This window comes from Lachnospiraceae bacterium JLR.KK002, from assembly GCA_036941025.1.
Lineage (GTDB): Bacteria > Bacillota > Clostridia > Lachnospirales > Lachnospiraceae > Petralouisia.
The window spans coordinates 2,403,088-2,428,974 of record JAYMNP010000001.1 but is presented as its reverse complement, the minus strand read 5'-3'; the positions used below and the strand labels follow the sequence as shown (position 1 = coordinate 2,428,974).

Here is a 25,887-nt window from a genome sequence, read left to right as displayed (position 1 = left end):
AAGGAGCAGGAACATGGCAAAGGTAATCGGTATCGGGAATGATCATGCAGCAGTGGAGCTGAAGCAGGAAATTCAGAAATTTCTGGAGGAAAAGGGCTGCAGGGTTATCAATTACGGAACAGATACCACAGAAAGCTGCGACTATCCTGTCTACGGAGCACGTGTCGGCAGGGCAGTGGCAGAAGGAGAGGTGGACGCCGGCGTACTTATCTGCGGAACCGGAGCAGGGATTTCCATTGCCGCAAACAAGGTAAAAGGGGTAAGGGCTGTCGTCTGCAGCGAGCCGGTGACAGCAAGGCTTACCAAAGAACATAACAATACGAATATCATTGCGTTTGGAGCCCGGATTGTGGGGGCGGAAACAGCAAAGGCCATTGTAACCGCATGGCTGGAAGCAGAATATGAAGGAAATGGACGCCATGAAAAAAGAGTCGGTATGATTCATGATATAGAAGGCTGAAATGTAACGGTGAAATCAGGAAAACCACAGGGAGGAAACAATTGTGAAAAAGGTGTTGGCGGCGTCTGTGCTGTCCGCAGATTTTGCGGAACTTGGAAAAGACGTTCTGGAAGCAGTAAAAGCGGGGGTGGACTATATACATATTGATGTTATGGACGGCAGGTTCGTACCGGAGATTTCTTTTGGGCTTCCTGTGGTGACGTCTCTGCGGTCTCTGACAGACGCGGTATTCGACGTACATCTGATGGTAGAAGAACCAGGGCGGCATATCGAAAAATTTGCAGCGGCGGGAGCGGATATCATCTGTGTTCACGCGGAGGCCTGTGTGCATCTGCATCGGGTTGTTCAGCAGATTCGCGCCTGCGGAAAAAAGGCTGCGGTGGCGCTGAATCCTGCAACATCCCCGGAAACCGTCAGGTATCTGCTTTCTGATCTGGACATGGTGCTGCAGATGACAGTGAATCCCGGATACGGGGGACAGAAATATATAACCTGTTGCGACCGGAAAATCCGTATGCTGCGGAACATGATTGAAGAAGAAGGGCTGCCGGTCAGAGTGGAAGTGGACGGGGGTGTAAATCCCTTAAACATCGGAAGTATTGCAGAATGCGGAGCAGATACTTTTGTGGCCGGCTCCTCCATATTCGAAGGAAATATTTCAGAAAATGTAAGAAAACTCAGAAACGCAATGTAGTGGGAAAAGTGTATGCAAAAGAGGAGGTAAAAGTATGATTAGTATTTTATATGTAATTGCCGCTTTTGGCGGAGGTGTATTTGCAGCGGCCATCGGAGGTGTGCCGGCGTTTATTCTGACAGGTGTATTTTCCATTTTGGGTTCTGCAGCCGGGATGTGCGGTGCAGGGGAAGCATCTGACCTTTTGTTGAATTATTTCGCATTCGGACCGTTTTTCGGCCCCCATATCGCATTTGCCGGGGCGGTAGCAGGCTCCGCATTCGCCAGGAAAAAAGGGATTCTGGAAAACGGAGCGGATATTACAACTCCGCTGGCCGGATTAAATGACGCCAGTGTACTGCTGGTGGGCGGAGTATTCGGCGTAATCGGATGTCTCTTTAAAGAACTGGTAGTTGCAAATCTTTTTGCAGGAACCATCTCCAACCGTCTGATTACGGACGCGCCTGGAATTACCGTTTTCCTGTCCGCAATCCTGGTCCGCCTTGTGTTCGGAGGCAAACTGAGGACAGGAACGGAAACAATAAGCAAAGGCAAAGCATTATCTGCAACGATTGTAATCGGAATAGGTTACAGCATTATGGTAGGAGGACTTTTCGTTGCCGCTGTTTCAGCCGGATTTCCGGTAGAGGCCTTTGGCGGATGTTATCCCCAGATGATTTTTGGTATTGCGGCCATCGGTCTTGTGTTTGCCACCATGGGACACGCATATTATGGATGCCATCATATTGTGATTATTGCGGCTGAGGCGGCAGTGCAGTCTTATGCCAGCACAGGAAATCTTTATTTTGCTCTGTTCATGAGCGTTGTATTCGGTACCGTTTCCGCTCTTATCTGTGATATGGAAGGCAAGCTGATTAACAGCGGAGAAGATTCCCATATTGACGGTCCGGCATGTGCTATTTTCATTCTTACATTTGTAGTGAACGCATGCTTTCCCGTATAAATAAGTGTTCCCCAACACGCCGCTGCCCCGGAGCCATGATGGTTCCGGGGCAGTTTTTTACCTTACAGGAAAGACCTTGTCACGCTAAAGAGTGAAAGTGTCTTCCTGTAAGATAAAAAATAATATGCGCACTCGCACAGGAGGAAAATATTGCTTCGCAATTGTGCTCGGCGCAGCAAACCGTCCAGGTCCCTCATGATTGAGGGATTCAGGGAGCCCCTGCGGACCTGTCCGCTTTGTTCTCTTACAGGAAAAACCTTGTCACGCTAAAGAGTGAAAGTATCTTTCTGTAAGATAAAAGTAAGATGCGCAGGGCCTGCTCCAGGATAAACTTTTAAAATTACAAAAGTATTACAAACCATCAAAAAAGAATAGGGAAGCCTATTCTTTTTTGATGGTTTGTCTGCTATATTTATTTTAGAATGCTTATATCAGAAAGGAACAAAACAGGTATGGCTAAGAAATCAACCCGTCTGGAGGCGCTACACAGTACTTTTGAAGAAAACGGAGTTTCACCTGATACAATACAGTTGAATGATTCCCTAATACAGAATATCAAAAAATGTGCGGATGCTGTGCCGGATTACAGGCATCCTTCCTATACCAGACATCTTCTGGGCGACATTATCATGATCGTCTTTTTTGCAGTCCTTGGAAATGCGGATGAATGGGGAGAGATAGAAAGCTTCGCAAAAAGGAAAGAGAAATGGCTGCGTAAATATCTGGAACTTCCATTTGGTATTCCAACAGATGATACTTACCGTATCGTGATGGGAAATGTTAATACGGAACACTTTTACCAGACTGCGGTAGAGCTGTTGCTCCATACAATAGAGGGGATTGTGCTACTGTCTGGAAAAAACGACGGTATCCATGAGAAAGCCATCGTATCTGTAGATGGAAAAGAAAGCAGGGGATCTAAAAGGAAGTCCGGGGTGCAGGGGGAAGTAAAGGCATTGCAGACTCTGAATGTGTATTCAAATGACTGTGGAATATGCCTGTCACAGAAATTTATAGAAGAAAAGACAAATGAGATACCGGCGGCGCAGGAGCTGCTGGGACTGATGGACCTGCGGGATACGATCGTAACGGCAGATGCCATGAACTGCCAGAAGGATACCGTTTCTGCGATCGTGTCAGGGAAAGGGGACTATGTGCTGGCGCTGAAGGGAAACCAAGGGCTGTTTTATGAAGAAGTCAGGGATTATTTTGGGAAGGACGTACTGGAAGAATTGAAAGGGAAAGAAGGCTGTTATAAAAAGACAGTGGGGCCGGAACATGGAGGAACCGCGGTCAGGGAATACTATATCACGGAGGATACAGGCTGGTACAGTGAACTGGGAAAGTGGAAAAAGCTCAAGAGTTTCGGAATGGTCCATAAGAGGGTGGAAAAGGCAGCTGGAACGAAGGAAGAAGAATATCGATATTATATATGCAGCATAGGGGAAGATGCAGAAGAATTTGAACGGGCGGCAAGAGGGCACTGGGGAGTGGAGGCAAAGCTTCACTGGCACCTGGATTTTACATTTGGGGACGATAAGAATACAAGCATGGGGAAGACAAGCGCAAAGAACCTGCAGATCATGAAAAAGATAGCGCTGGCGATTTTGGGTCTGGTAAAAGAAAGCTATAAGCTAAGCATGAAGCGGATCCGGTATGAGCTGTCCCTGGATTATGAAAACGAGATAGAAAAGATGCTGTCTATGCTGGATGTGGAGAGCATTAGAGCGGCATTAGAGTCAAAAGGGAAATCTCCCGTGAAATAGATCATCTCTTTATATTTTTTGCAGCATCAGAAATGGTGCTGCGGTGCATAACAGTTTATAAGTTTATCCTGGGCCTGCTCATTTTGTTCTGGACAGAGCCGGGAAGTTGTGTTACCTTTAATCGGTGAGAAACGAAAAGTGTATTGTGATAAAGATTAAGGTGGCAGATGTGAAGAAAGTAATAGATGATGTGCGTCTGATGATTAAGATTTGTGATATGTATTATAATCAGAATGTCAGTCAGCAGCAAATTGCAAAAATACTGAATTTTTCCCGGCCTACGGTTTCCAGGATTCTTTCCTCAGCCAGAGAACAGGGGGTGGTTCAGATTGATATTTCCGGTCTGGACGCAATTAAGTACTGGGAACTGGAGCGGAAACTGGAGGAGAAGTATCATCTGAACCGGGTTCTTGTTGCGGATGCTCCTTCCGGGGAAGAAGAGAGGAAAAGTGCTCTTGGAACCGTGGCGGGGCGGTATCTGGAACAGGTGATTAAGGACGAGAATATTGTGGGAGTTTCCATGGGTTCCACCCTTTACCGGGTGGTATCGCAGGTTACAAGGCCTGCTGCCAGGAATGTAACGTTTGTTCCTCTGATTGGAGGGATGGGGCGGCTTCGGACCGAACTTCATTCCAACAGCCTTGCGGAGAAACTGGCCCGGATTTACGATGGGAAATTTATTCCCTTCCATGCGCCGGCCAGAGTGTCCAATCCCAAAATCCGGACGGAACTGTTACGGGAAGCCAGTCTGAGCACTACGATTCGTATGGCGGAGCGTATGGACGTGGCCATTGTGGGGATTGGCTATCCCAATGAAAATTCGGCCATAAAAGCCACAGGGTATTTCGAGGAAAATGAGATTGAATCTTTGAAAGAAAGAAATGTAGCGGGCGATATCTGTATGCAGTTTTTTGATGAATCCGGCGATATGGCCAGCTATCGGAATGATAATAATGTAGTGGGAATTGAAATCAGCAGGCTGCAAAAAGTACCTCATTCCATTGGTATAGCGGGAGGAACTGAGAAAATTGCAGCTATTCGGGGCGCCATCCGCGGACGCTACATTAATAATTTAATCACAGACGCAGTATGCGCGGAAGAACTGGCAAAAGAGGAATAGCCATTGCGGGAAAAAAAGGAAAAGGGCTGTTGCAAAAGAGCCCTTTTCCGCATGTAATTATTTTGCTGCTTTTTCCTTCAGCCTGTCCAGAAATTTCTTTTTCTTTACTACCGGTTCACCGGAACTCCGGAGGCCTTTGACAGAAGTAATATAGAGGCCGCTTACCACAGCTTTTACTTCTTTTTTGGTGGGGATACTGTCAAAAATTTCCCCTTCACAGATAAAAGTCATGATTTTTGGTCCTACTTTTGCTTTTACCACGGGCAGTTTGGAACCCCGCAGCAGCTTTGGAGTCTGTGCCAGTACCGCGGCGGGAAGACCGGCGTCTTTCAGCTTCATCCGTTTTTTATCAATGACCAGCATGGATATGGTCTGTGCCGTTGCGGCAAGCTGAGCATCCTGCTCTTCTTTTTTCTTCTGTGATTTTTTGCCTAATATGTAAAGCGTAATGGTTGCCGCAAGCAAAAGAACGGTAATTACAATCAGTACAATTTGCCATGTTGCCACAAGAAAACCTCCCTCTTTATACAATTTGCAATTCATTGTACCATTGATTGGTACAAAAATCAATGGTACAATGAGAGGAAATTTACTGCTGCGCAATTCGCTCACGCACTACCAAAATGTGGAAGTCCAGCTAAGAAATGTCAATAGGTAAAGTGAAAAATGTTAAAAAAGTTTTTTTCAAGCAGTTGATGTAAAAAAGGGTAACTTTAATAAGCCCACCCATGTGGAAATCTTTAAAATTCATGATAAACCTGTTAGGCTGCGTTCTGTATCTTGTCGGGATGCGCTGCCAGATACCGCTCACAGTGTTCCTGAGGAGTGATGATCTCAAATGGTTTATTATCCCGGAGCATGGCAAAAATGATATTGCAGATTTTATGCATGACAGCCCCGACAGCCACGTTTTTCTTCTTGCTTTTGCATTTGTCGGTATAATAGCCGTGGATAACTGGATTTACTGGTGTTTTTGTCCCTTTATCCACCTTAAGATTATTGATAGCCACCATATGCAGGATACGCCTGGCAAGGCTAGAACCCCTCTTGGACATGTGGACTTTATCCCCATTGAACTTGCCGGATTGCTTCACGGCAGGATCCAAGCCGAAGTAAGCATAAAGCTTCTTTGGGGAAGAAAACAGGTCAAAGGAGCCCATTTCAGCGATCAGGACGGCTGCACTGAGAAAACCGACACCACGTAGGGACTGGAGAAGGAAGATACGGTCATAAACCGGCGTCCCTTCCAGCTTATCAACAGCCTTATGCAGGTCCTCAAGTATATTGTCCAGATGCTCCTGGTATTCCCGGTAGGTTTTGATATACAGCCGGATCCGGAGTGCACTGCTTTGAAGCGCACGTCCGAAAACAGCGGCGTCCTTTGCGGCAGCACGTATGGCATCATATTTGGAAACGGCATATTTTTCACCGAAACGTGCGGTTTTGCGTATGGTTTCCACAAGTATGTCTTTTGGGGCGGCAAGCATGTCTGCGGCAAAGGGGTAAGCTTCCAGAAGATTTAAGGAAGTTTGGGTAGTGACCGTGCTAAACACCTTCCGGTATGCGGGAAAGGACACTTTCAGTTCCGCCGTGAGCTTCAGGACGACAGCGGACTGCAGGTCTTTGAAGTAATAGTAGTCCCGTACCAGGTTGCGCAGGTCAATGACCTCATCATCTGGTATGATGGAAGTCTTAAGGGAAGCATCCAGGCCGACTTTGGCAGCTTTTTTTGAATCAAATTTATCATTATGCAGTTTCCTTACGTTCATATTTGTGCTATTCTTAGTGATGATAGGATTAATGACTGAGCAGTCAAACCCCTTATCACGAAGGAAGTACAGGAGCGGGATGTGGTAGATCCCGGTGGACTCAAGGAAGCAGCGGCTTTCGAGGGAATACATCTCTTGTGCTTCCTTTATTTTTGCGACAGCAAGCTCACGGGACTGCGGATCAGAATGAATGATCTTAAAAGGTTTCCCGGTGAGAATGCCATTGGGCAGCATGATGGACATCCAGGTGAAGTCTGCGCCGACATCAAGCCCGACTGAGAGATAAGGGATGCTTTCAAGCATCATAAGTACTTTTGGGTATTTCATGGTTTTATCCTTTCTGGCAGGCATCCATTTCCAGAGGGCGGATACACAACCTAGCGGTTTATACAGGTATAGCCTGGGGCTTCCCAACCAGCCAAAACATAAATCACCACCGAATGGACTGACAGACTTTCTAAGAGGTTTCACCAGCCGGAAGGCCGGTTCCCAAGGAGGTGTCGTCAATGATCCTGCCTCCAGTGATTATACCTCTATCTTTTGTCTGGTGCATTAAGGAAACCTCAGACATGGTAAATAATGTTACTTTATAACTTCTGATGGAGGGGGAACTCCTCCTTCCGTTATATCTATATAGATTTATTAGATTGGACTTTGTAACTATTAACCAGTAGTCATTCTTGACTACACCATTATTATACTAGGAGGTGCGTATATGAAAAAAAGTATTCGACGAGCCATGATTTCCATGCTCATTCTGACCCTTACCGGGGCAGGCCTGTGTTTCTGGGTATACAAATCGGGAAATTACGGGGAGCAGGCCGAATCTGCCCGTAAAGAAAATGAGATTCGGATATCGGAGCAGGAGGCCGGCAGGCCAGACGAAGCAGACAGAAGCCAGACTGCAGAACTGCCGGGAGAGGAAAATAAAAACCGTACCGGGGAAGAAGTGCAGGAGGATGGAAGCGGAACGTCGCAACTGCCGGAGGAAGAAGTACAGGTTCCGGAGGAAACCACGCTGATTTTTGCAGGAGATATTTACCTGAGTCCCTATGTGCTGGAACAGTACGACAGGGAGGGAATCAGCGGCGTACTGTCAGAAAAGCTGCTGTCAGAAATGGCTCAGGGGGATGTGGTGATGGCAAACGAAGAATTTCCCTTTTCCACCGGCGGGGAACAGGCGCCGGACAAGCAGTTCACCTTCCGGGTAAATCCTTCTTATATAAATATACTGAAAGATATGGGAGTCCATGGGGTGACCCTTGCCAACAACCATGCACTGGACTATGGGCCGGAAGCTCTTGAGGAAACGTTTGAGACGCTGGACGGGGCCGAGATTGCATATGTGGGCGCGGGCATGGACAGAGAGCGGGCCTCGAAGCCCTTTTTTGTTCAGACGGGCCGGAAAACCTTTGGATTTCTGGGGGCTTCCAGAGTGATTCCGGTGCCGGAATGGAATATCGAAAATCAGCAGCCGGGGATGCTGTGCACCTACAACAGCGCTCTCCTCTGCGAAGCCATCCGCCAGGCGAAACAGCAGTGTGATTTTCTTACAGTGTATGTTCACTGGGGGATTGAGCGGGAAAATACGCCTCAGGAATATCAGAGACAGCTTGCAGAAGAATATATAGACGCCGGAGCGGATCTGGTAATCGGAGCCCATCCCCATGTGCTGCAGGGGGTGGAATACTACAATGGAAAGCCCATTGTCTACAGTCTTGGAAATTTTATTTTCAATCAGGAGATTCCGTCTACCATGCTGCTGAAAGTTAATGTGACGCCGGAAAATGAAACGCTCCTGCAGATTTTTCCGGCGTATGCGGCAGGCGCGAAAACCCAGGAAATGAGCGGAGAGCAGGCGGCGGAGCTGTATGGGTATCTGGAAGAGATTTCTTATGGAATTCAGGTTGGAGAAGACGGGACAATCCGGCAGCAGTAAAATCGGCTGATGGTTTGCTGGTGAACACAGATTGCTTTGCTGCTGCAGGAACAGGGCCGGAATGAGGAGGAAACATATATGGAATTCAGACAGGCAGTGTTGCAGGATCTGGAGCAGCTTAAACTCATGTACCGAAAAGTGATACGAAATATGGATGAAAATCAGATTTCTATCTGGGATGATATTTATCCCTGTGAATTTCTGGAGGATGACATCAGAAACCATCGTCTCTGGCTTATGCTGGAACGTGCTGAACCTGTCTCTGCATTTGCATTATGTGACCAGGATGGCGGGGAAAATCGTGTGGAATGGGAGAAATGCTCAGTGAAGGCCCTGTATATGGACCGTTTCGGCGTAAGTCCGGAATATGGAGGAAGAGGAATTGGCGGCAGGATGCTGGTAAAAGCCAAAACAGAAGCAAAAGCTCTGGGAGCAGAGTATCTGAGGCTGTTTGTTGTGGATATTAACAGACCTGCTATCGGCTTCTATGAGAAACATGGATTTACAAAGGCAAAGGGTGTTTATGACATGGCCATTGATGAAGAACTGACATTGCGGGAATACGGATATGAAATAAAACTTTGACACAGGGCCTGTTTATAGTATAATGGATTTAAAATTTTACAGGAAGGGAGCGGGGATTTCCCCACAGGAAACATGGAAAAAGAAAAAAACAGACATTCATTTTCAGGATCAATTGGATTTGTACTGGCAGCGGCGGGAAGCGCTGTAGGACTGGGAAATATCTGGAGATTTCCGTATCTGGCGGCCAAAGACGGAGGAGGGCTTTTTCTGGTTATTTACCTGATTCTGGCTCTTACCTTTGGCTTTACGCTGCTGACCACGGAAATTGCCATTGGAAGAAAAACGAAACAGAGCCCTCTGACAGCTTACGGCAAGTTAAAGGAAAAGTGGAAATTTCTGGGCGTGCTGGCCTGTCTGGTGCCGGTGATTATCATGCCTTATTACTGTGTAATCGGCGGATGGGTAGTGAAATATTTTCTGGCTTATCTTGCCGGAGACGGAGGCAGTGCAGCCGCTGACGGGTATTTTACCGGATATATTACCGGGACGGTGGAGCCTCTGGTATTTATGATGGTATTTCTGCTGGTTGTGGCGGTGATTATATTCCGGGGCGTTAATCATGGGATTGAGTCTTTTTCAAAAATACTGATGCCTCTTTTGCTTCTTATGGTAGTCGGTATTGCGGTATTTTCTCTGACTATCAGTGCCACAGATGAAACGGGGGCAACCAGAACCGGACTGGAAGGATTTCTGATTTATGTGGTGCCCAGCTTTGAAGGCCTGACGCTGAAAGGATTTTTTACCGTACTGCTGGACGCTATGGGGCAGCTGTTTTTCAGCCTCAGCGTGGCCATGGGAATTATGATCACATACGGTTCCTATGTGAAAGATGATGCAAATCTGGTGCGTTCCATTAACCAGATAGAAATTTTTGATACAGCAGTGGCATTTCTGGCAGGAGTTATGATTATTCCGGCAGTGTTTACCTTTATGGGAAGAGAGGGAATGGAGGCTTCCGGGCCCAGCCTGATGTTTGTATCTCTGCCGAAAGTATTTTCCCATATGGGAAAAATAGGAGGTTTTATAGGAGCGTTGTTTTTTGCCATGGTGCTCTTTGCGGCTCTGACCAGTGCGGTATCAGTTATGGAAGCAGTGGTTTCCAGTTTTATGGACCAGTTTCATATGTCCAGGGTAAAGGCAACGGTTCTGGAGACAGTGATTGCGCTGGCAGGAGGCCTTCTGGTATGTCTTGGCTACAACAAACTGTATTTTGACATTGAACTGCCCAACGGAGCCCATGCCCAGATTCTGGATATTATGGATTATATCAGCAACAACTGCCTGATGCCCCTGGTGGCAATCGGAACCTGTATTCTGATTGGATGGATTGTGAAGCCCCGGACCATCATAGACGAAGTGGAAAAGACAGGATGCAGATTCGGCAGAAAGCAGCTGTATATTATTATGATACGTTATGCGGCTCCGGTTCTTCTGGTGATTCTGCTGCTGAAATCCATTGGAATTCTGACCATTATATAAACGTAAAGCATTGCTGCAGATGCAATAAAAAAGCGGGCCTGCCCGCTTTTTTATTGTTATTGCTGTAAAAATTATACATAATCTGGCAAATATTGTTATATATGACGAAAATAATATCATATAAATTTCAATGTTAAGTGAAAAATATTCTATGTTTTCTTCCGGACACATGGTCTATACTGTCACTATCAACAAGGCGCGGACAGCGCAGGAGGAAAGGAGATATTCATTATGAAAAAGAAATTTGTTTCGGTAACTCTGGCACTGGCACTGGGACTCTCCCTTGCAGCGTGCGGCAATAACAGCGGCGGCAATGCTCCGGCAGAGACAGATAAGAAAGAGGATACCCAGGAGCCCGCAGCAGACGCAGGTGACGACGCAGGTTCCGAAGATGCCGGTTCCACAGGGGATACTGCAAATAAAGACAAACCTCTGGTATGGTTCAACCGCCAGCCTTCCAACAGCTCCACCGGAGAACTGGATACAGCAGCTCTGAATTTCAATGCCAATACATATTATGTTGGTTTTGATGCAAACCAGGGTGCGGAACTTCAGGGAACCATGGTAAAAGAATATATTGAAGCGCACATTGATGAAATTGACCGCAACGGCGACGGAACCATCGGCTACGTTCTGGCAATCGGCGATATCGGACACAACGATTCCATCGCACGTACCAGAGGCGTTCGTAAGGCTCTTGGAACAGCAGTGGAAAAAGACGGCAATATCAACAGTGATCCTGCTGGTACCAACACAGACGGAACAGCAACCATGGTACAGGATGGCGAGATTGAAGTCGGCGGCAAGAAATATGTGGTTCGCGAGCTTGCTTCTCAGGAAATGAAGAACTCTGCAGGAGCTACATGGGATGCAGCTACAGCAGGAAACGCAATCGGCACATGGTCTTCTTCTTTCGGTGAGCAGATTGACGTTGTAGTTTCCAATAATGACGGTATGGGAATGTCCATGTTCAACGCATGGTCCAAGGACAACAAAGTTCCTACTTTTGGTTATGATGCAAACAGCGACGCAGTTGCAGCCATTGCAGAAGGATATGGCGGAACCATCAGCCAGCACGCAGACGTACAGGCTTATCTGACTCTGAGAGTTCTGCGTAATGCTCTGGACGGCGTTGACATTGATACAGGAATCGGAACTGCTGACGAAGCAGGAAATGTTCTGACAGACGACGTATATGTATACAGAGAAGAAGAACGTTCCTACTACGCACTGAACGTAGCAGTTACTGCTGACAACTATCAGGATTTCACAGATTCCACCAAGATTTATGAGCCGGTATCAAACCAGCTTGACGAAGGCTCCCATGCATCCAAAAAAGTATGGCTGAATATCTACAATGCTTCCGATAACTTCTTAAGTTCTACTTATCAGCCTCTGCTTCAGAATTATGATGATGTTCTGAACCTTGAAGTTGAGTATATCGGCGGTGACGGACAGACAGAGTCCAATATTACAAACCGTCTTGGAAATCCAGGCCAGTATGATGCATTTGCCATCAACATGGTTAAAACAGACAATGCAGCTTCCTATACATCTTTGCTTAGTCAGTAAGCTGCCATTATGCAAAGCCGGGCTGCCAGGAAGGAAAACTTTCTGGCAGCCCTTTATACAGGAACTTTTTGTAACTTGTAACTATCAATTATGCATACAGGAGTAACGAAAATGGCAGATAAGAAAGATAATACCGTCTTATCGATACGGGGCATGAGCAAATCCTTTGGCCGGAACCGGGTGCTGGACCATATCAATCTGGATATTAAGCGCGGTACGGTTATGGGGCTGATGGGTGAAAACGGTGCAGGAAAGTCAACAATGATGAAATGCCTGTTCGGAACGTACCAGAAGGATGAGGGCAATGTTTTTCTTGACGGCAGGGAAGTAAGTTTCTCAGGACCGAAAGACGCACTGGAGAACGGAATTGCAATGGTGCATCAGGAACTGAATCAGTGTCTGGAGAGAAATGTCATTGACAACCTGTTCCTTGGGCGTTATCCCGTGAATTCCATGGGAATTATAGACGAAGGCCGAATGAAAAAGGAAGCCTCCGAGCTGTTCCGGAAACTGGGAATGACGGTAAACCTGACCCAGCCCATGCGGAACATGTCAGTGTCGCAGAGACAGATGTGTGAAATTGCAAAGGCAATTTCCTATAACTCGAAAGTAATTGTACTGGATGAGCCTACCTCCTCCCTGACGGTGCAGGAAGTGGATAAACTTTTTGAAATGATGCGGATGTTAAAATCCCAGGGAATTTCCCTGATTTACATTTCTCATAAAATGGATGAGATTTTTGAGATTTGCGATGAAATATCCGTGCTCCGTGACGGTAACCTTGTTATGACAAAGGCTGCAAAAGACACGGATATGAACGAACTGATTGCGGCAATGGTTGGGCGTTCTCTTGAGAACCGTTTCCCGCCGGTGGACAATACGCCGAAAGATGTGATTTTATCCATTCAGAACCTGTCTACCAAGTTTGAGCCCCATTTGCAGGATATTTCCTTTGATGTAAAAGAGGGAGAAATCTTCGGACTGTACGGACTGGTGGGAGCCGGACGTACGGAACTTCTGGAAACGATTTTCGGAATCCGTACCAGAGCAGCCGGACGTGTGTATTTTAAAGACCGCCTGATGAATTTTAACAGCGCGCTGGAGGCCATGGAACACGGTTTTGCCCTGATTACGGAGGAACGGAAGGCCAACGGGCTGTTCATAAAAGGCAATCTTATTTTTAATACTACCATTGCAAATCTTTCTGAGTATAAATCCGGTCTTGCCCTTGATAACCAGAAGATGACAAAGGCTACCGCCAATGAGATTAAGGTTATGCATACGAAATGCATGGGTCCGGAGGACATGATTGCAAATCTTTCCGGCGGAAACCAGCAGAAAGTAATTTTCGGAAAATGGCTGGAGCGCGGCCCGCAGATTTTTATGATGGACGAACCCACAAGAGGAATTGATGTAGGCGCGAAATATGAGATTTACGAGCTGATTATCAATATGGCAAAACAGGGAAAGACCATTATCGTGGTTTCCTCTGAGATGCCGGAGATTCTGGGAATTACCAATCGGATTGGCGTCATGTCAAACGGACATCTTTCCGGAATTGTAAATACAAATGAGACAAATCAGGAAGAACTCTTAAGGCTCAGCGCCAAATACCTGTAGGGAGGAAAGAGGAATATGGATAATAAAATTCTTACGGCTGAGCAGGAACTGAAGCTGCGTAAGCCAATTGATGATCGTGCCGGTGCAATTCAGAAAGAAATTGACAGCTTAAGAGCTGAGGGTACAAATAAGGTTATCTCTGTTCAGAATGAGATTGATGCTGTAAAGAGAGACCGCATTTATACAAAGGCGGAAAAGGACGCTGCAATTGCCAGATACCAGACAGAGCTGGAACAGGCCAGAGCAGTTGAGGCCAAAAACAAAGACCAGATTGCAAAATTAATTACTCAGGCAGAAGAGTATCTGAAAGCCAGTTATGATAAAGAGTATTTCCAGCCGGTAAAAGAAAGCTGCGAGCGGGAAAAAGCAGAGGCAAAGGCGAAATACTCCAGGGAAGTGGAGCGGCTGGAAAAAGAGCACAAAGAAGCTCTGGCAAAACTTTCTGACCATAATGAAATCAAAGATGAAAAGTATGTGCACAAGAATCGTCTCTTCGCTGCCAAAATGGAGCTGGAAAAGGATCTCCAGCAGATTAAGGACAGAAAACATGCGGCGTATGCTCACAGATATCATCTGATTGATATGCTGCGCATGTCCAAATTTACATTTATGGAAGCACGGGCTCAGAAATGGGAGAATTACAAATATACCTTTAACCGCAGATCTTTCTTCCTGCGGAACGGACTGTATATTGTCATTGTGCTGATTTTCGTGGCATTGTGTGTGATTACTCCTATTGTGAAGAATACTCCGCTGCTTACTTATAATAACGTATTAAATATTCTGCAGCAGGCTTCCCCGCGTATGTTCCTTGCCCTTGGCGTTGCAGGACTGATTTTACTTACCGGTACGGACCTCTCCATCGGGCGTATGGTTGGTATGGGTATGACCACAGCTACTATTATCATGCACCAGGGAATCAATACCGGAGGAGTGTTCGGCCATATATTTGACTTTACAGGGCTTCCTGTTATTGTACGTGTTATTTTTGCACTGGTGGCATGTATTTTCCTGTGTACCTGCTTTACCTCGCTGGCCGGGTTCTTTACTGCCAAATTCAAGATGCACCCCTTTATTTCAACCATGGCGAACATGCTGATGATTTTCGGTATCATTACCTATGCTACCAAAGGTGTATCCTTCGGAGCCATTGAACCGGTGATTCCGAATATGATTATTCCCAAGATTAATGGGTTCCCAACCATTATTCTCTGGGCAGTTGCAGCCATCGCAATTATCTGGTTTATCTGGAATAAGACCACATTCGGAAAGAACCTGTATGCAGTAGGCGGAAATCCGGAAGCTGCATCCGTATCCGGTATTTCCGTATTCAAGGTAACCATGGGCGCATTTATGCTGGCAGGCGTACTGTATGGTTTCGGTTCCTGGCTGGAATGTGCCAGAATGGTTGGTTCCGGTTCCGCAGCTTATGGACAGGGCTGGGATATGGACGCCATTGCAGCCTGCGTAGTGGGCGGTGTTTCCTTTACCGGTGGTATCGGAAAGATTTCCGGCGTGGTAGTAGGTGTGCTGATTTTTACAGCCCTTACCTATTCTCTTACCATTCTTGGAATTGATACAAACCTGCAGTTTGTATTTGAAGGTATTATCATTATCGCAGCAGTAACTCTTGACTGTCTGAAATATGTACAGAAGAAATAATTCTGTGTAAGAATATGTGAAACAGGCCCGCCGGACGGCGGGCCTGTTTTTAGATATCAAATTTGTTGCCCTCGGACAAACCGAGTTTTACAATATTCAAAAGATAATGCAAGAGACTGTAAAAAAATAATGAAAAGAAGCCGGGCTCAGCTCTGACAGCGTCGTTTACTTTTTTTATCCCCTTTGTTATAATAAAGAAAAAAAGAAAGCAGAATCACAGAAAGCAGAATCTGAGAGAAGGTAAGAATATGTATACGGTACTTTTAGTGGACGACGAAGAAGAAGTGGTACAGGTCATTATGCGTAAAATCAACTGGGAAGAACTGGGATTTTCCGTGATTGGCTCAGCAGGCAATGGGGTGAAGGCTCTGGAACTGATGGAAGAATTTCAGCCGGATGTGCTGGTGACAGATATTAAAATGCCTTATATGGACGGTATGGAACTGGCCCATCGTGTGAAAGCTGAATTTCCGGCCACCAGGATTCTGCTGTTTACCGGATTTGATGAATTTGAATATGCGAAAGAAGCCATTCACCTGGAGGTGGAAGAATATATTTTAAAACCCATGAATTCTGCGGAACTGAAATCCGTGTTTGCCAGATTGAAACGCAAGCTGGACCAGGAAATCAGTGAGAAGCGCAGTGTGGAAACTCTGGAAAAGTATTATCTGGAATCGCTGCCTATCCTGCGTGCGGATTTCTATTCCGGTCTGATTGAAGGAAGAGTGCATGAAGATGAACTTTCCAGATATCTTTCGGATTGCCAGTTATCCTTTCCGGGCCCGTTTTTCTGCTGTCTTGTGATTCATACTTCCTCCAGCCAGGAAGCGGGAGCGATAGATCCGCTGCTGCTGGCTGCTTCTGTCCGGGAACATGCAAAGGAGCGGCTGGGCAGGAAATGGCAGGCGAAAAGTTTCTCTTATCTTGGGAATACGGTGCTGATTCTGCAATTGGAAGATGAAAATGAAGGATGGGAGCTGACGGATGAATGCGACCGGTTCTGCCGGTATGCCAGACGGATGCTGGGAGCTGTGGTCACCGTGGGAATCGGGCAGATTTGCGGAAATATTCTGGATTTGCCCCGGTCCTACAGCAGCGCCAGAGAAGCTGTTTCCTACCGGGCGGTATACGGCGCCTCCAGAGCTATCAACATCAAAGAAATTGTTCCGCAGAAAATGGACAGGTCCGTTACTTCCAACGAGACGGAACTGTCGGATCTGTTTCGTATGATACGGGTGGGTTCTGCAGAAGAGATTGCAGAAGCAGTGAACCGGTATTTTCACCATACTTCCTTTACGGATAAATCCCTGCAGCAGCACTATATGGACCGGATGGAACTGCTGAGTATGCTTCTGCGGTTTTCCGCAAATAATGGTATTACAATGGGAGAGAATACAGAGGATATGGGCCGGCTGTACGGGAGTCTGCTGGATATGGAGCCGGATGCGTGGAAGAACTGGCTGCTGGAGGTGAGCCTTTCTTTCCGGGAACAGTTGATTCGTGTGCGGAGCAACTCCACGGAATCTCTGGTTGCCAGGGCCAGAGAGTATGTACAGAATCATTATGCGGACGAAAAGCTGTCCCTGGATGATATCTGTGCCTTTCTGGGCGTGTCGAATTCTTACTTTTCCACGGTATTTAAGAAGGAGACAGGCAGTTCATTTGTAGGGTATCTCACAGATTACCGGCTGGACCGGGCAGCGCGTCTTCTGATTGAAACCAATGAGAAAAGCTATATGATAGCCAGTCAGGTGGGATATTCTGACCCGAATTATTTCAGTTATGTGTTTAAAAAACGGTTTGGGACGTCCCCGTCAAAATACAGAACGGAGCATGAGGAGAGTGAAAAATAAACATTTCAGATATCTGAAAAAACCGGAACTGTGGGGAATCCAGTCCACTATCATGGTTGTATTTTCCGTGATATCCCTTTCCATTCTGCTGATTCTTGGGGTCGTGATGTATATCAGGTTTTCAGCTTCGGCCCGTCAGGAAATTGTATCGGGAACACAGAAGCTGATGGAGCAGGCAGGAGAAAATCTGGAGGATTATCTGGTCAGTATGCGCAGGGTGTCGGATTCCATTTACTATAATGTGATTAAAGAAAAGGATTTTTCCCGGCAGCTTCAGGAAATTCAGCAGGGAATGAACCTTTTGTATGGGGCGAATCGGGAGAATCTGCACAGTGTGGCCGTTTACAATGAATACGGGAGCCTGATGGCGGCAGAGCCGGTGGTATTGCAGAAAGAAGACCCCAATATTACCAGGCAGGGCTGGTATGAGAAGGCTCAGGAGGAAATGGAAAACATGCATTTTTCCACGCCTCATATACAGAATCTCTTTGACGACGGGGCCCTCAGGTACTATTGGGTCATTTCCCTGAGCCGTGCGGTGGAACTGACAGACAACGGAAGTTCCCGGTTTGGTGTGCTTCTGGTGGATATGGACTATTCCGTCATAGAACGGATGATGAGGAAGATGAATGAATCCGGCAGCGGGCAGCATTTTTATCTTTGTGACAGCAACGGGCAGATTATTTATCACAACCGCCAGATTCAGATTAGCAACGGCATTGGAAATGAAAACAGTGTCCAGGCGGCCAGATACAAAGACGGCGTCTATGATGAATATTTTGAAGGAGAACACCGGAAGGTAATTGTCAACACCATCAGCTATACGGGATGGAAACTGGTGGGGGTAATTCCCTATTCTTCTTTCACTTCCGGATTGTTCAGCCTTCGGTACTTTTTCGGAATTTTTATGCTTTTTATGGCAATGATGCTGGTGCTTGTAAACCGGATTGTATCCGTCAGGATTTCCAGTCCCATTTTAAAGCTGAACGATACGGTGGTAGGAGGATATGAAGCGGGGGAAATGCCGGAAATCTATATTGGCGGTTCTCAGGAAATCAGACATCTGGGTTCTTCCATTCAGACTTCCTATGAGCAGATTGACAGGCTGATGAAAGAGATTGTTCAGGAGCAGAATGAGCGCAGGAAAAGTGAACTGGATGCACTGCAGAGTCAGATTAATCCTCATTTTCTTTATAATACGCTGGATTCCATTATCTGGATGGTAGAGGATGAAAAGAATGAGGAGGCAGCATTTATGATTTCAGAGCTGGCCAGGCTGTTTCGCATCAGCCTTTCCGGAGGGCGTACCATTATCACGGTAAAGGATGAACTCCAACATGCGAAAAGCTATATGAACATTCAGAAAATCCGCTATAAAAATTCTTTTTCGGTGAAATTTGACGTGGATTCAGCCATTTATTCTTTCTGTACGGTAAAACTGATTCTGCAGCCCATTCTGGAAAATGCCATCAATTACGGAGTGGCAGGCATGGAAGGCGCCGGAGAGATTCAGGTTACCGGAAGGCTTGCGGATGGTTTTGTGATTCTGTCGGTAACAGATAACGGTATGGGGATGACCGGGGAGGCCGCCAGCCTGATTCTGACAGACAGCAGCAGGAAACCCCAGCATGGCTCCGGAGTAGGGCTTATCAATGTGGACAGCCGGATTCGGATTTTATTTGGAAAAGAATACGGTCTTACGGTACTCAGCGAGCCGGACGAGGGAACAGAGGTTTCCATCCGTATTCCGGCAGTCCTTTATACGGAGGAAAACCGGAAAGTCCTGGAACAGGGATATTTGCCGGGCAAAGAGGAAGCAGCTTATGAGGGATAATAAAAAGATTTTTATTCTGGTGGAGTCCATACTGGCGGTAATGCTGATTCTGCTGGTGGTTCGCATGTTTCTGGAAAAAGGCGGAGAGAGCCGCTACCAGATTGCTGTGGTAATTCAGAATTCGGACAGCAGCCAGTGGGCTTCTTTTAAATATGGGCTTAAAATGGCAGCGGAAGACCGGAACATGGAGCTGTCCATTGTCAGTACGGGAGGGACGCTGACGACAGAAGAAGAGCAGGAACTGTTGAAAGCTGAAATTGCCAGAGGAGCAGACGCTGTGATTGTACAGCCTGTGCCGGGGCAGGAAACAGGAGAAATGCTGCGGAAGATGGACAAAAAAATTCCCATCATGCTTGTGGTATGTCCGGCCTCCGAAGCAGAGGAAGATGCAGCCCTTCCGGTGACAGGGCCGGATAACTATCTGGCGGGAAAAACACTGGCGGAAGAATTATGGAAAGATTACGGCAAAAACCTGGAAGGGAAGGCGTTCGGAATCCTTTCAGAGGATGGGAGCTCTCAGGCTGTTGTCAGCCGGGAACAGGGACTGCGGGAAGTGCTGGAAGACAGAGGGGCCGAAATGCGCTGGTCGGTTTCCGGTTCTTTTACAGAAGAGGGAGGAAATATTCTGAAATCCCTTTCAAAGGTGGATTTTGTGGCTGCACTGGATGACAGAAGTGCGGTGGCTGCCGGAAAATATTCAGCAGCCAATGATTTGCACGGTGCGCTGGTATATGGCATTGGGAATTCCACGGAAGCCGCTTATTATCTTGATACGGATGTATTACAGTGTCTGGTGGTACCCGATGGATTCCAGATGGGATATCAGAGTCTGACGGAACTGGCAAAGCGTCTGGAGCATCAATTTCAGCGGGCCAAAAGCATGACAGTTGCCTGTACGGTACTGCGCCGTGAGGAGCTGTTTACAGAAAAAAATCAGGAATTATTGTTTACCATGAGCCAGTGAGGGAATGCCTGTACGGTAAAACAGGAGATAGCCAAAAGGCAGCGGAATGGAGCGTAGTATGAAAATAAGAGAATATCTGGCAGCAGGAATGGTATGCTGCATGGTTCTGCTGCTTTTGGGAGGCTGCGGCAGACAGCAGCCGGAAATTCCGGTGAAAATCCAGGCAGGCGTTGCCGTTTACAATCAGAGCGATGTGTTTCTCAGTGAACTGGTATCCTGTCTGCGGCAGGAATTTGATGATCTGGGAAGCGGAGATATTGAGATTACGGTAATGGTGCGGGACGCGGCGGGCTCCCAGCGTACGCAGGATGATCAGGTCAGAGAACTGATTGACATGGGCTGCAATGTGCTCTGTGTAAATCTGGTGGACCGGGCGGACCCGTCGGAAATTATAGATTTGGCAAAAGAACATGACGTTCCCATTATATTTTTTAACCGGGAGCCGGTGGCGGAAGATATGCTGCAGTGGGAAAAAATTTACTATGTGGGAGCCGACGCCCGGCAGTCCGGTCAGATGCAGGGGGAACTGGCGGCCGACGCCATGGAAGAGAACAGTCTGATTGACCGGAATCGGGATGGGAAAATCCAGTATGTGGTGCTGGAGGGGGAGCCCGGACATCAGGATGCCATTATCCGTACCGAAAGCGCAGTGGATACCCTGAAAAGCAGAGGATTCTCCCTTGAAAAATCAGGATCCGGAATTGCCAACTGGGACCGGGCTCAGGCTCAGAACCGGATGCAGCAGCTTCTTGGCCAGTATCCCAATCAGATTGAAATGGTGCTGGCCAATAACGACGCCATGGCTCTGGGAGCCATTGACGCTTATGAGAAGCTGAATTATACAGAGACAGCCCTGCCGGTGTTCTTTGGCATTGACGGAACGGAAGCCGGACTGGAAGCTGTCATAGACGGAAAGCTGGCCGCCACTGTTTACAATGATAAGGAAGGGCAGGCTCAGGCCATTGCCAGGCTGGCAGTTGCCGCTGTTACCGGCAGGGGCCTGAGGGATATTTCATTTGAGAATGAGAAATATATCTATCTGCCTTATCAGAAAGTGACAGATGAAAATGTCAGGGATTTCCTGTATTAGCAGGTGTCTGAAACAGTCAGCTTATGAAACAGATTCTGTTGCCAGCAATTTCCGGATGACTTCTGTTACAGATTCTGTGATATGGTCCGCATATTCTGCCACGCCCGGCGCTGCGGTTTTCATGGCGTAGCCGGTGCCTGCAAACCGGAGCATCTGGGTGTCATTTTGCTGGTCTCCAAAAGCAATGCCGTTTTCAGGGGGAATATTCAGGTGTTTCAGCAGAACTTCAAGAGCTTTGCCCTTGTCTGCGTTGGGCGCAAGAAAATCCACCCAGATTCTTCCGGCGGTGACTACCCGGATTTCAGAGGAAAAGCGTTCTCTCAGAAATGGCTCCAGCCGGTCAGTGCCCTCAGGGTCGCAGATGGCAATTTTCAGAAAAGGTTCCTGTACCTGGCGCAGATCCTCCACAACAGCAATATCATTGTGAAGCACGTCGCGCATGTGGTGAAGGAAGTCCGGGTCCTGGGAATCGGTATAAGTCCGGCTTTCACAGGAAAGGAGCGTATGGCTTCCCGGATATTCCCTTCCGGCGTCAATGATACGAAGACCTGTTTCCCGTTCAATCAGGCCCCGGTATATGACCTGTCCCTGATGGAGGCAGAGAGAGCCGTTTTCCGTAATATAGGAAATATCGTCCCGGACGGGATGGAACAACCGGCGGATGCTGTGGTACTGCCTGCCGCTTGCGGCAATGAACCGGATACCTTTTTCCTTTAACTGTAAAATCAAATCGTAAATCTCAGGGTTCATTTCCTGTCCGCCGTCCGGAAGTAAGGTTCCGTCAAGATCACTTGCTATGTACTGAATCATAATTTCCTCCTTTTTCTGTTGTACTCCCGCACTATTATAATATAAAAAGAAGAGAAAGAAAAGAGCCGGAGCCGGGACAGTGTGGAAGAAATTACGTTTTTGTGCTAAACTGTAGAAAATGAACTTTATGCTAAATTCTGCGTGGATAAACACCGTTCAGGGAGAACAGGATATGGAACAGAAGATTTATAATGAATATGTGAGAATACTGCAGGAAGAACTGGTTCCTGCCATGGGATGTACGGAGCCCATTGCCATTGCATATGGGGCGGCAGTTGCAGCCCAGGCGCTGGGCATGGAGCCGGAGCGGGTAGAAGTGCGGGCCAGTGCAAATATCATTAAAAATGTGAAAAGCGTGGTGGTTCCGTGTACCGGCGGCCAGCGGGGAATTGCCGCTGCGGTATGCGCCGGAATTGTGGCCGGAGATGCCGGAAAGGGACTGGAAATTCTGGCTTTCATGACAGAAGAACAGAAAGAACAGGCAAAAGCGCTGAAGGCTCATCTTCCGGTCAGCGTAAACGAATCCCAAAGCGGTTATATTTTTGATATTCAGATTAAGGCCAGTGCGGGAAAACATTCCGGGTATGCGCAGATTGCCGATCATCACACGAATGTCGTCTGCATAAAAAAAGACGGAAAAGTGATTCAGGAAAAGCCATATGCGGAGCAGAAGCAGTCCTGTGATACGAACCGGGAACTCCTTACGGTGGAGAAAATTGCCGCTTTTGCGGAGTGTGTGGAAATTTCTCATGTGGAGGAAGTGCTGGAACGGCAGATTGCCTATAATACAGCCATTGCAAAGGAAGGAATGAAGGGATCCTGGGGCGCTCAGATTGGAAAAATTCTGCTGGAATGTTACGGAAGCAGTGTGCAGAACCGGGCCAAAGCCATGGCGGCGGCAGGGTCTGACGCCAGAATGAACGGTTGCGAGCTCCCGGTTATTATCAATTCCGGCAGCGGAAATCAGGGAATGACAGCTTCCCTGCCGGTGATTGTGTATGCGGAAGAACTGCAGGCGTCCAGGGAGACATTACTGCGGGCTCTGGTGGTTTCCAATCTGGTCACCATTCACCTGAAAACAGGAATCGGAAGGCTTTCCGCATATTGCGGCGCCATCAGTGCAGGGTGCGGCGCCGGAGCAGGAATCTGTTATCTGTATGGGGGACGCGCATATGAGATTTCCCATGTGATTGTCAATGCGGTGGCCATCAATTCCGGCGTTATCTGTGATGGGGCAAAGGCAAGCTGCGCTGCGAAAATTGCCTCCGCGGTGGAAGCCGGGCTGCTGGGCGTTCAGATGCAGAGAAAGAATGTGGAATTCCATGACGGAGAGGGAATTATCCGAAAAGGCGTGGAAAATACCATCCGGAATATCGGAAAACTGGCAAGCCAGGGAATGCGGGAAACGGACAGGACGATTATCAGCATGATGACGCAGGAGGATGATTCCGGTTCGGTATAAAGAGGCTGTTGTTCATCGGCGTATTTTCTTTTGAATTCCTGCCGCACGCAGAAGAATATCCGGCGGTAAGCAGTGAGGCAGATGAAGGATGGATGGCCGATGTGTCAGAAGTAAAACTCACACATATAATAACAGAAATGCGTAACAGACAGGAAATAACCATGGCCGCAAACAGCGAGAAATTTGAAAATCTTCTGAACCTTGCGCTGGACGCCACCGGGCGGGAGCGGGCGAAATCCCTGCAGCTTGGCGTGGGGTATGAGCCTGAGGAAGAAATATGGGAACTGATTGTAAAATATTCCGGAAATATCATGAGGCTGGCACAGGAGAATCCGGAGATAGAAGTTGTGGAACTGATGAATGAGTATGCCATTCTGTATGTGCCGGAGAGTGCCATGGACCAGGTGGCTGCAGCGCCGGAAGTGGAATATGTGGAAAAGCCCAAACGGATGTATTTTGCAGTGCAGGAGGGAAAACAGGCGGCCTGTATCACCCCTGTTCAGGGAGCCCGGTATAATCTTACCGGGAAAGATGTGATTGTGGCGGTTCTGGATTCCGGTATTGATTACAGCCATCCGGATTTTCGGAACGAGGACGGCAGCACCAGGATTCTGGCATTATATGATGAAACACTGGACCGGGAATTTACCGCAGAGGAAATCAATCAGGCTCTGGAAATTTCCGATGAGCGGGAGCGGTTCCACCTGGTGCCCAGCCGGGATACTTCCGGGCATGGCACCCATGTGGCGGGAATTGCGGCCGGAAACGGAAGGGCCTCCGGCGGAGTGAACCGGGGTGTGGCTTATGAAAGCCCGTTGCTGATAGTGAAGCTGGGGACCCAGGAGCCCAATGGATTTCCAAGAACCACCCAGCTTATGCGAGGCCTTGATTATGTGGTGAACAAATCTCTGGAATACCAGATGCCCATGGCAGTCAATATCAGCTTTGGAAATACTTACGGTTCCCACAGCGGGACAGCACTGCTGGAAAGCTATATTAACGATATTTCCAATTACTGGAAAACCAGCATTTCCATTGGAACCGGCAATGAGGGCGCTGCCAGAGGACATACTTCCGGGATTTTGCAGCAGGGGCAGGTGCAGGAAATTGAGCTGGGCGTGGGAGAATATGAAAGTACCATTAATCTGCAGCTCTGGAAATCCTATGCGGACCAGTATGACGTGGTTCTGGTTCATCCTTCCGGAATCCGTATCGGGCCCATACGCCAGGTGCAGGGGCCCCAGCGGTTTGTTCTGGGGGAGACGGAGCTGCTGATTTATTACGGGGAACCAAGTCCCTATAATCTTTATCAGGAGATTTATATGGATTTTCTTCCCAGGAATGACTATATTGACGGGGGAATCTGGAAAATTCTGCTGGTGCCGGAGCGGATTGTCCGGGGAAATTATGATTTGTGGCTGCCGGGACAGACTGTGCTGAATCAGGGCACGGGGTTTCTGTATCCCATAGAGGAGACGACCCTGACCATTCCGTCCACAGCGGAAAAAGTAATTTCCGTAGGAGCCTATGACTCCGGATATAACCAGCTTGCAGACTTTTCCGGACGGGGCTTTACCAGACAGACCAATCAGATTAAGCCGGATCTTGCAGCCCCTGGCGTGGATATCCGCTCTGCGGCCCCCGGCGGCGGGTATGCGGTGCGCAGCGGTACTTCCATGGCAACGCCTTTTGTAACGGGAAGCGCAGCCCTTTTAATGCAATGGGGGATTGTGGAAGGGAATGACCCTTATCTGTATGGGGAGAAAGTCAAGGCCTATCTCATAAGAGGGGCAAGGCATTTGCCGATTTTGCAGGAGTACCCAAATCCGCAGCTTGGCTGGGGCGTGCTGTGTCTGAGGGACTCTCTGCCGGGGTAAAACAGGGAGGCTTTCGGGATAATAAGCACTTTATTTTATGGTATATGGTGCCGAATAAAGTGCTTATTTGCATTACCTGATGTTGTATTGGCAACTGGTAAATTTAAGAGTGAATAATCGTTTTTAAATTAAAGTAAAAACCACAAAAAGAACATATGCTCGTAAAATAATTAAAAAACCAGAGATAACATGATATGATTTTATATAAGTAATGGGGTTTTCAGTAAGGCAATACGGGAGAAAAAGAATGGGAAAAATAAAGTAATTGTGGTGTAAAATATCAATATTACTATTTCAGAGGAAAATTTTGACGATTATATCTGTATTACTGATATTGCAAAAGCTAAAGTTGGCGAGCCCGGAGGAGCAGATGTTGTAAAAAACTGGA

At 47.5% G+C, this 25,887-nt stretch carries 20 protein-coding genes; 17 read left to right on the top strand and 3 right to left on the bottom strand.

The annotated features are described in order from the left end of the window. The first annotated feature begins 13 nt into the window (after positions 1-13). The 5 genes from rpiB (at position 14) to VSQ32_11680 (ending at position 4,983) form a co-directional block, all read left to right on the top strand. A complete protein-coding gene (gene rpiB / locus VSQ32_11700; GenBank protein MEH2943506.1) occupies positions 14-460 on the top strand; it encodes a ribose 5-phosphate isomerase B in 447 nt (148 codons plus the stop codon). A 43-nt stretch (positions 461-503) separates the two neighbouring features. Then, the gene (rpe, locus tag VSQ32_11695) at positions 504-1,154 is read left to right on the top strand and encodes a ribulose-phosphate 3-epimerase (protein ID MEH2943505.1); all 651 of its coding nucleotides are present in this window, start codon (positions 504-506) and stop codon (positions 1,152-1,154) included. Between the two features lie 34 nt (positions 1,155-1,188). Further along, a complete protein-coding gene (locus tag VSQ32_11690; GenBank protein MEH2943504.1) occupies positions 1,189-2,097 on the top strand; it encodes a hypothetical protein in 909 nt (302 codons plus the stop codon). 452 nt (positions 2,098-2,549) lie between these two features. Continuing rightward, complete coding sequence (locus VSQ32_11685; GenBank protein ID MEH2943503.1) at positions 2,550-3,863, top strand: ISAs1 family transposase; 1,314 nt, start codon at positions 2,550-2,552, stop codon at positions 3,861-3,863. A 145-nt stretch (positions 3,864-4,008) separates the two neighbouring features. Beyond that, positions 4,009-4,983 carry a sugar-binding transcriptional regulator gene (locus VSQ32_11680; GenBank protein ID MEH2943502.1) on the top strand — a complete coding sequence of 325 codons (975 nt, stop codon included), beginning with the start codon at positions 4,009-4,011 and terminating at the stop codon, positions 4,981-4,983. Positions 4,984-5,040: 57 nt separating this feature from the next. On the opposite strand, the gene VSQ32_11675 is transcribed toward VSQ32_11680, so the two are convergent. Next, positions 5,041-5,490, bottom strand: coding sequence for a hypothetical protein (locus VSQ32_11675; protein ID MEH2943501.1), 450 nt, complete (start codon positions 5,488-5,490; stop codon positions 5,041-5,043). A 254-nt stretch (positions 5,491-5,744) separates the two neighbouring features. Next, positions 5,745-7,079 carry an IS110 family transposase gene (locus VSQ32_11670; protein MEH2943500.1) on the bottom strand — a complete coding sequence of 445 codons (1,335 nt, stop codon included), beginning with the start codon at positions 7,077-7,079 and terminating at the stop codon, positions 5,745-5,747. Between the two features lie 388 nt (positions 7,080-7,467). On the opposite strand from VSQ32_11670, the gene VSQ32_11665 reads away from it, so the two are divergent. From VSQ32_11665 to VSQ32_11620, 10 genes are all read left to right on the top strand, one after another. After that, positions 7,468-8,691, top strand: a complete 1,224-nt coding sequence (locus tag VSQ32_11665) for a CapA family protein (GenBank protein ID MEH2943499.1) — start codon at positions 7,468-7,470, stop codon at positions 8,689-8,691. A gap of 78 nt (positions 8,692-8,769) precedes the next feature. Beyond that, positions 8,770-9,276 (top strand): GNAT family N-acetyltransferase, encoded by a 507-nt coding sequence (locus tag VSQ32_11660; GenBank protein MEH2943498.1) that lies wholly within the window; start codon positions 8,770-8,772, stop codon positions 9,274-9,276. Between the two features lie 72 nt (positions 9,277-9,348). Continuing rightward, positions 9,349-10,755: a sodium-dependent transporter gene (locus VSQ32_11655; GenBank protein ID MEH2943497.1), complete on the top strand. Its 1,407-nt coding sequence runs from the start codon at positions 9,349-9,351 to the stop codon at positions 10,753-10,755. Positions 10,756-10,986: 231 nt separating this feature from the next. Then, positions 10,987-12,327: a substrate-binding domain-containing protein gene (locus tag VSQ32_11650; protein MEH2943496.1), complete on the top strand. Its 1,341-nt coding sequence runs from the start codon at positions 10,987-10,989 to the stop codon at positions 12,325-12,327. Positions 12,328-12,438: 111 nt separating this feature from the next. Then, complete coding sequence (locus tag VSQ32_11645; protein ID MEH2943495.1) at positions 12,439-13,947, top strand: sugar ABC transporter ATP-binding protein; 1,509 nt, start codon at positions 12,439-12,441, stop codon at positions 13,945-13,947. Positions 13,948-13,962: 15 nt separating this feature from the next. Next, positions 13,963-15,609 carry a galactoside ABC transporter permease gene (locus VSQ32_11640; protein MEH2943494.1) on the top strand — a complete coding sequence of 549 codons (1,647 nt, stop codon included), beginning with the start codon at positions 13,963-13,965 and terminating at the stop codon, positions 15,607-15,609. A 248-nt stretch (positions 15,610-15,857) separates the two neighbouring features. After that, positions 15,858-17,462 carry a response regulator gene (locus VSQ32_11635; protein ID MEH2943493.1) on the top strand — a complete coding sequence of 535 codons (1,605 nt, stop codon included), beginning with the start codon at positions 15,858-15,860 and terminating at the stop codon, positions 17,460-17,462. Beyond that, the gene (locus tag VSQ32_11630) at positions 17,443-19,296 is read left to right on the top strand and encodes a sensor histidine kinase (protein ID MEH2943492.1); all 1,854 of its coding nucleotides are present in this window, start codon (positions 17,443-17,445) and stop codon (positions 19,294-19,296) included. The genes VSQ32_11635 and VSQ32_11630 overlap by 20 nt, the downstream gene beginning before the upstream one ends. Beyond that, a complete protein-coding gene (locus VSQ32_11625; protein ID MEH2943491.1) occupies positions 19,286-20,260 on the top strand; it encodes a sugar ABC transporter substrate-binding protein in 975 nt (324 codons plus the stop codon). The genes VSQ32_11630 and VSQ32_11625 overlap by 11 nt, the downstream gene beginning before the upstream one ends. Positions 20,261-20,318: 58 nt before the next feature. After that, positions 20,319-21,350 carry a galactose ABC transporter substrate-binding protein gene (locus tag VSQ32_11620; GenBank protein ID MEH2943490.1) on the top strand — a complete coding sequence of 344 codons (1,032 nt, stop codon included), beginning with the start codon at positions 20,319-20,321 and terminating at the stop codon, positions 21,348-21,350. A gap of 21 nt (positions 21,351-21,371) precedes the next feature. Here VSQ32_11620 and VSQ32_11615 read toward each other — a convergent pair whose 3' ends face one another. Then, entirely contained in the window at positions 21,372-22,160 is a 789-nt protein-coding gene (locus VSQ32_11615) for an HAD family hydrolase (GenBank protein ID MEH2943489.1), read from the bottom strand. A 172-nt stretch (positions 22,161-22,332) separates the two neighbouring features. Between VSQ32_11615 and VSQ32_11610 the strand changes: the two genes are divergently transcribed. Beyond that, the gene (locus VSQ32_11610) at positions 22,333-23,622 is read left to right on the top strand and encodes an L-serine ammonia-lyase, iron-sulfur-dependent, subunit alpha (GenBank protein ID MEH2943488.1); all 1,290 of its coding nucleotides are present in this window, start codon (positions 22,333-22,335) and stop codon (positions 23,620-23,622) included. A gap of 161 nt (positions 23,623-23,783) precedes the next feature. Beyond that, entirely contained in the window at positions 23,784-25,499 is a 1,716-nt protein-coding gene (locus VSQ32_11605) for a S8 family peptidase (GenBank protein MEH2943487.1), read from the top strand. Positions 25,500-25,887: the final 388 nt, after the last annotated feature.

What these genes read in the sequence shown, in the direction of transcription:
- rpiB (MEH2943506.1), top strand. Translation starts at nt 14, where the DNA reads ATGGCAAAGGTAATCGGTATCGGGAATGATCATGCAGCAGTGGAGCTG.
- VSQ32_11690 (MEH2943504.1), top strand. Translation starts at nt 1,189, where the DNA reads ATGATTAGTATTTTATATGTAATTGCCGCTTTTGGCGGAGGTGTATTT.
- VSQ32_11685 (MEH2943503.1), top strand. Translation starts at nt 2,550, where the DNA reads ATGGCTAAGAAATCAACCCGTCTGGAGGCGCTACACAGTACTTTTGAA.
- VSQ32_11670 (MEH2943500.1), bottom strand. Translation starts at nt 7,079, where the DNA reads ATGAAATACCCAAAAGTACTTATGATGCTTGAAAGCATCCCTTATCTC.
- VSQ32_11665 (MEH2943499.1), top strand. Translation starts at nt 7,468, where the DNA reads ATGAAAAAAAGTATTCGACGAGCCATGATTTCCATGCTCATTCTGACC.
- VSQ32_11660 (MEH2943498.1), top strand. Translation starts at nt 8,770, where the DNA reads ATGGAATTCAGACAGGCAGTGTTGCAGGATCTGGAGCAGCTTAAACTC.
- VSQ32_11655 (MEH2943497.1), top strand. Translation starts at nt 9,349, where the DNA reads ATGGAAAAAGAAAAAAACAGACATTCATTTTCAGGATCAATTGGATTT.
- VSQ32_11650 (MEH2943496.1), top strand. Translation starts at nt 10,987, where the DNA reads ATGAAAAAGAAATTTGTTTCGGTAACTCTGGCACTGGCACTGGGACTC.
- VSQ32_11645 (MEH2943495.1), top strand. Translation starts at nt 12,439, where the DNA reads ATGGCAGATAAGAAAGATAATACCGTCTTATCGATACGGGGCATGAGC.
- VSQ32_11640 (MEH2943494.1), top strand. Translation starts at nt 13,963, where the DNA reads ATGGATAATAAAATTCTTACGGCTGAGCAGGAACTGAAGCTGCGTAAG.
- VSQ32_11635 (MEH2943493.1), top strand. Translation starts at nt 15,858, where the DNA reads ATGTATACGGTACTTTTAGTGGACGACGAAGAAGAAGTGGTACAGGTC.
- VSQ32_11630 (MEH2943492.1), top strand. Translation starts at nt 17,443, where the DNA reads ATGAGGAGAGTGAAAAATAAACATTTCAGATATCTGAAAAAACCGGAA.
- VSQ32_11625 (MEH2943491.1), top strand. Translation starts at nt 19,286, where the DNA reads ATGAGGGATAATAAAAAGATTTTTATTCTGGTGGAGTCCATACTGGCG.
- VSQ32_11620 (MEH2943490.1), top strand. Translation starts at nt 20,319, where the DNA reads ATGAAAATAAGAGAATATCTGGCAGCAGGAATGGTATGCTGCATGGTT.
- VSQ32_11615 (MEH2943489.1), bottom strand. Translation starts at nt 22,160, where the DNA reads ATGATTCAGTACATAGCAAGTGATCTTGACGGAACCTTACTTCCGGAC.
- VSQ32_11610 (MEH2943488.1), top strand. Translation starts at nt 22,333, where the DNA reads ATGGAACAGAAGATTTATAATGAATATGTGAGAATACTGCAGGAAGAA.
- VSQ32_11605 (MEH2943487.1), top strand. Translation starts at nt 23,784, where the DNA reads ATGGCCGCAAACAGCGAGAAATTTGAAAATCTTCTGAACCTTGCGCTG.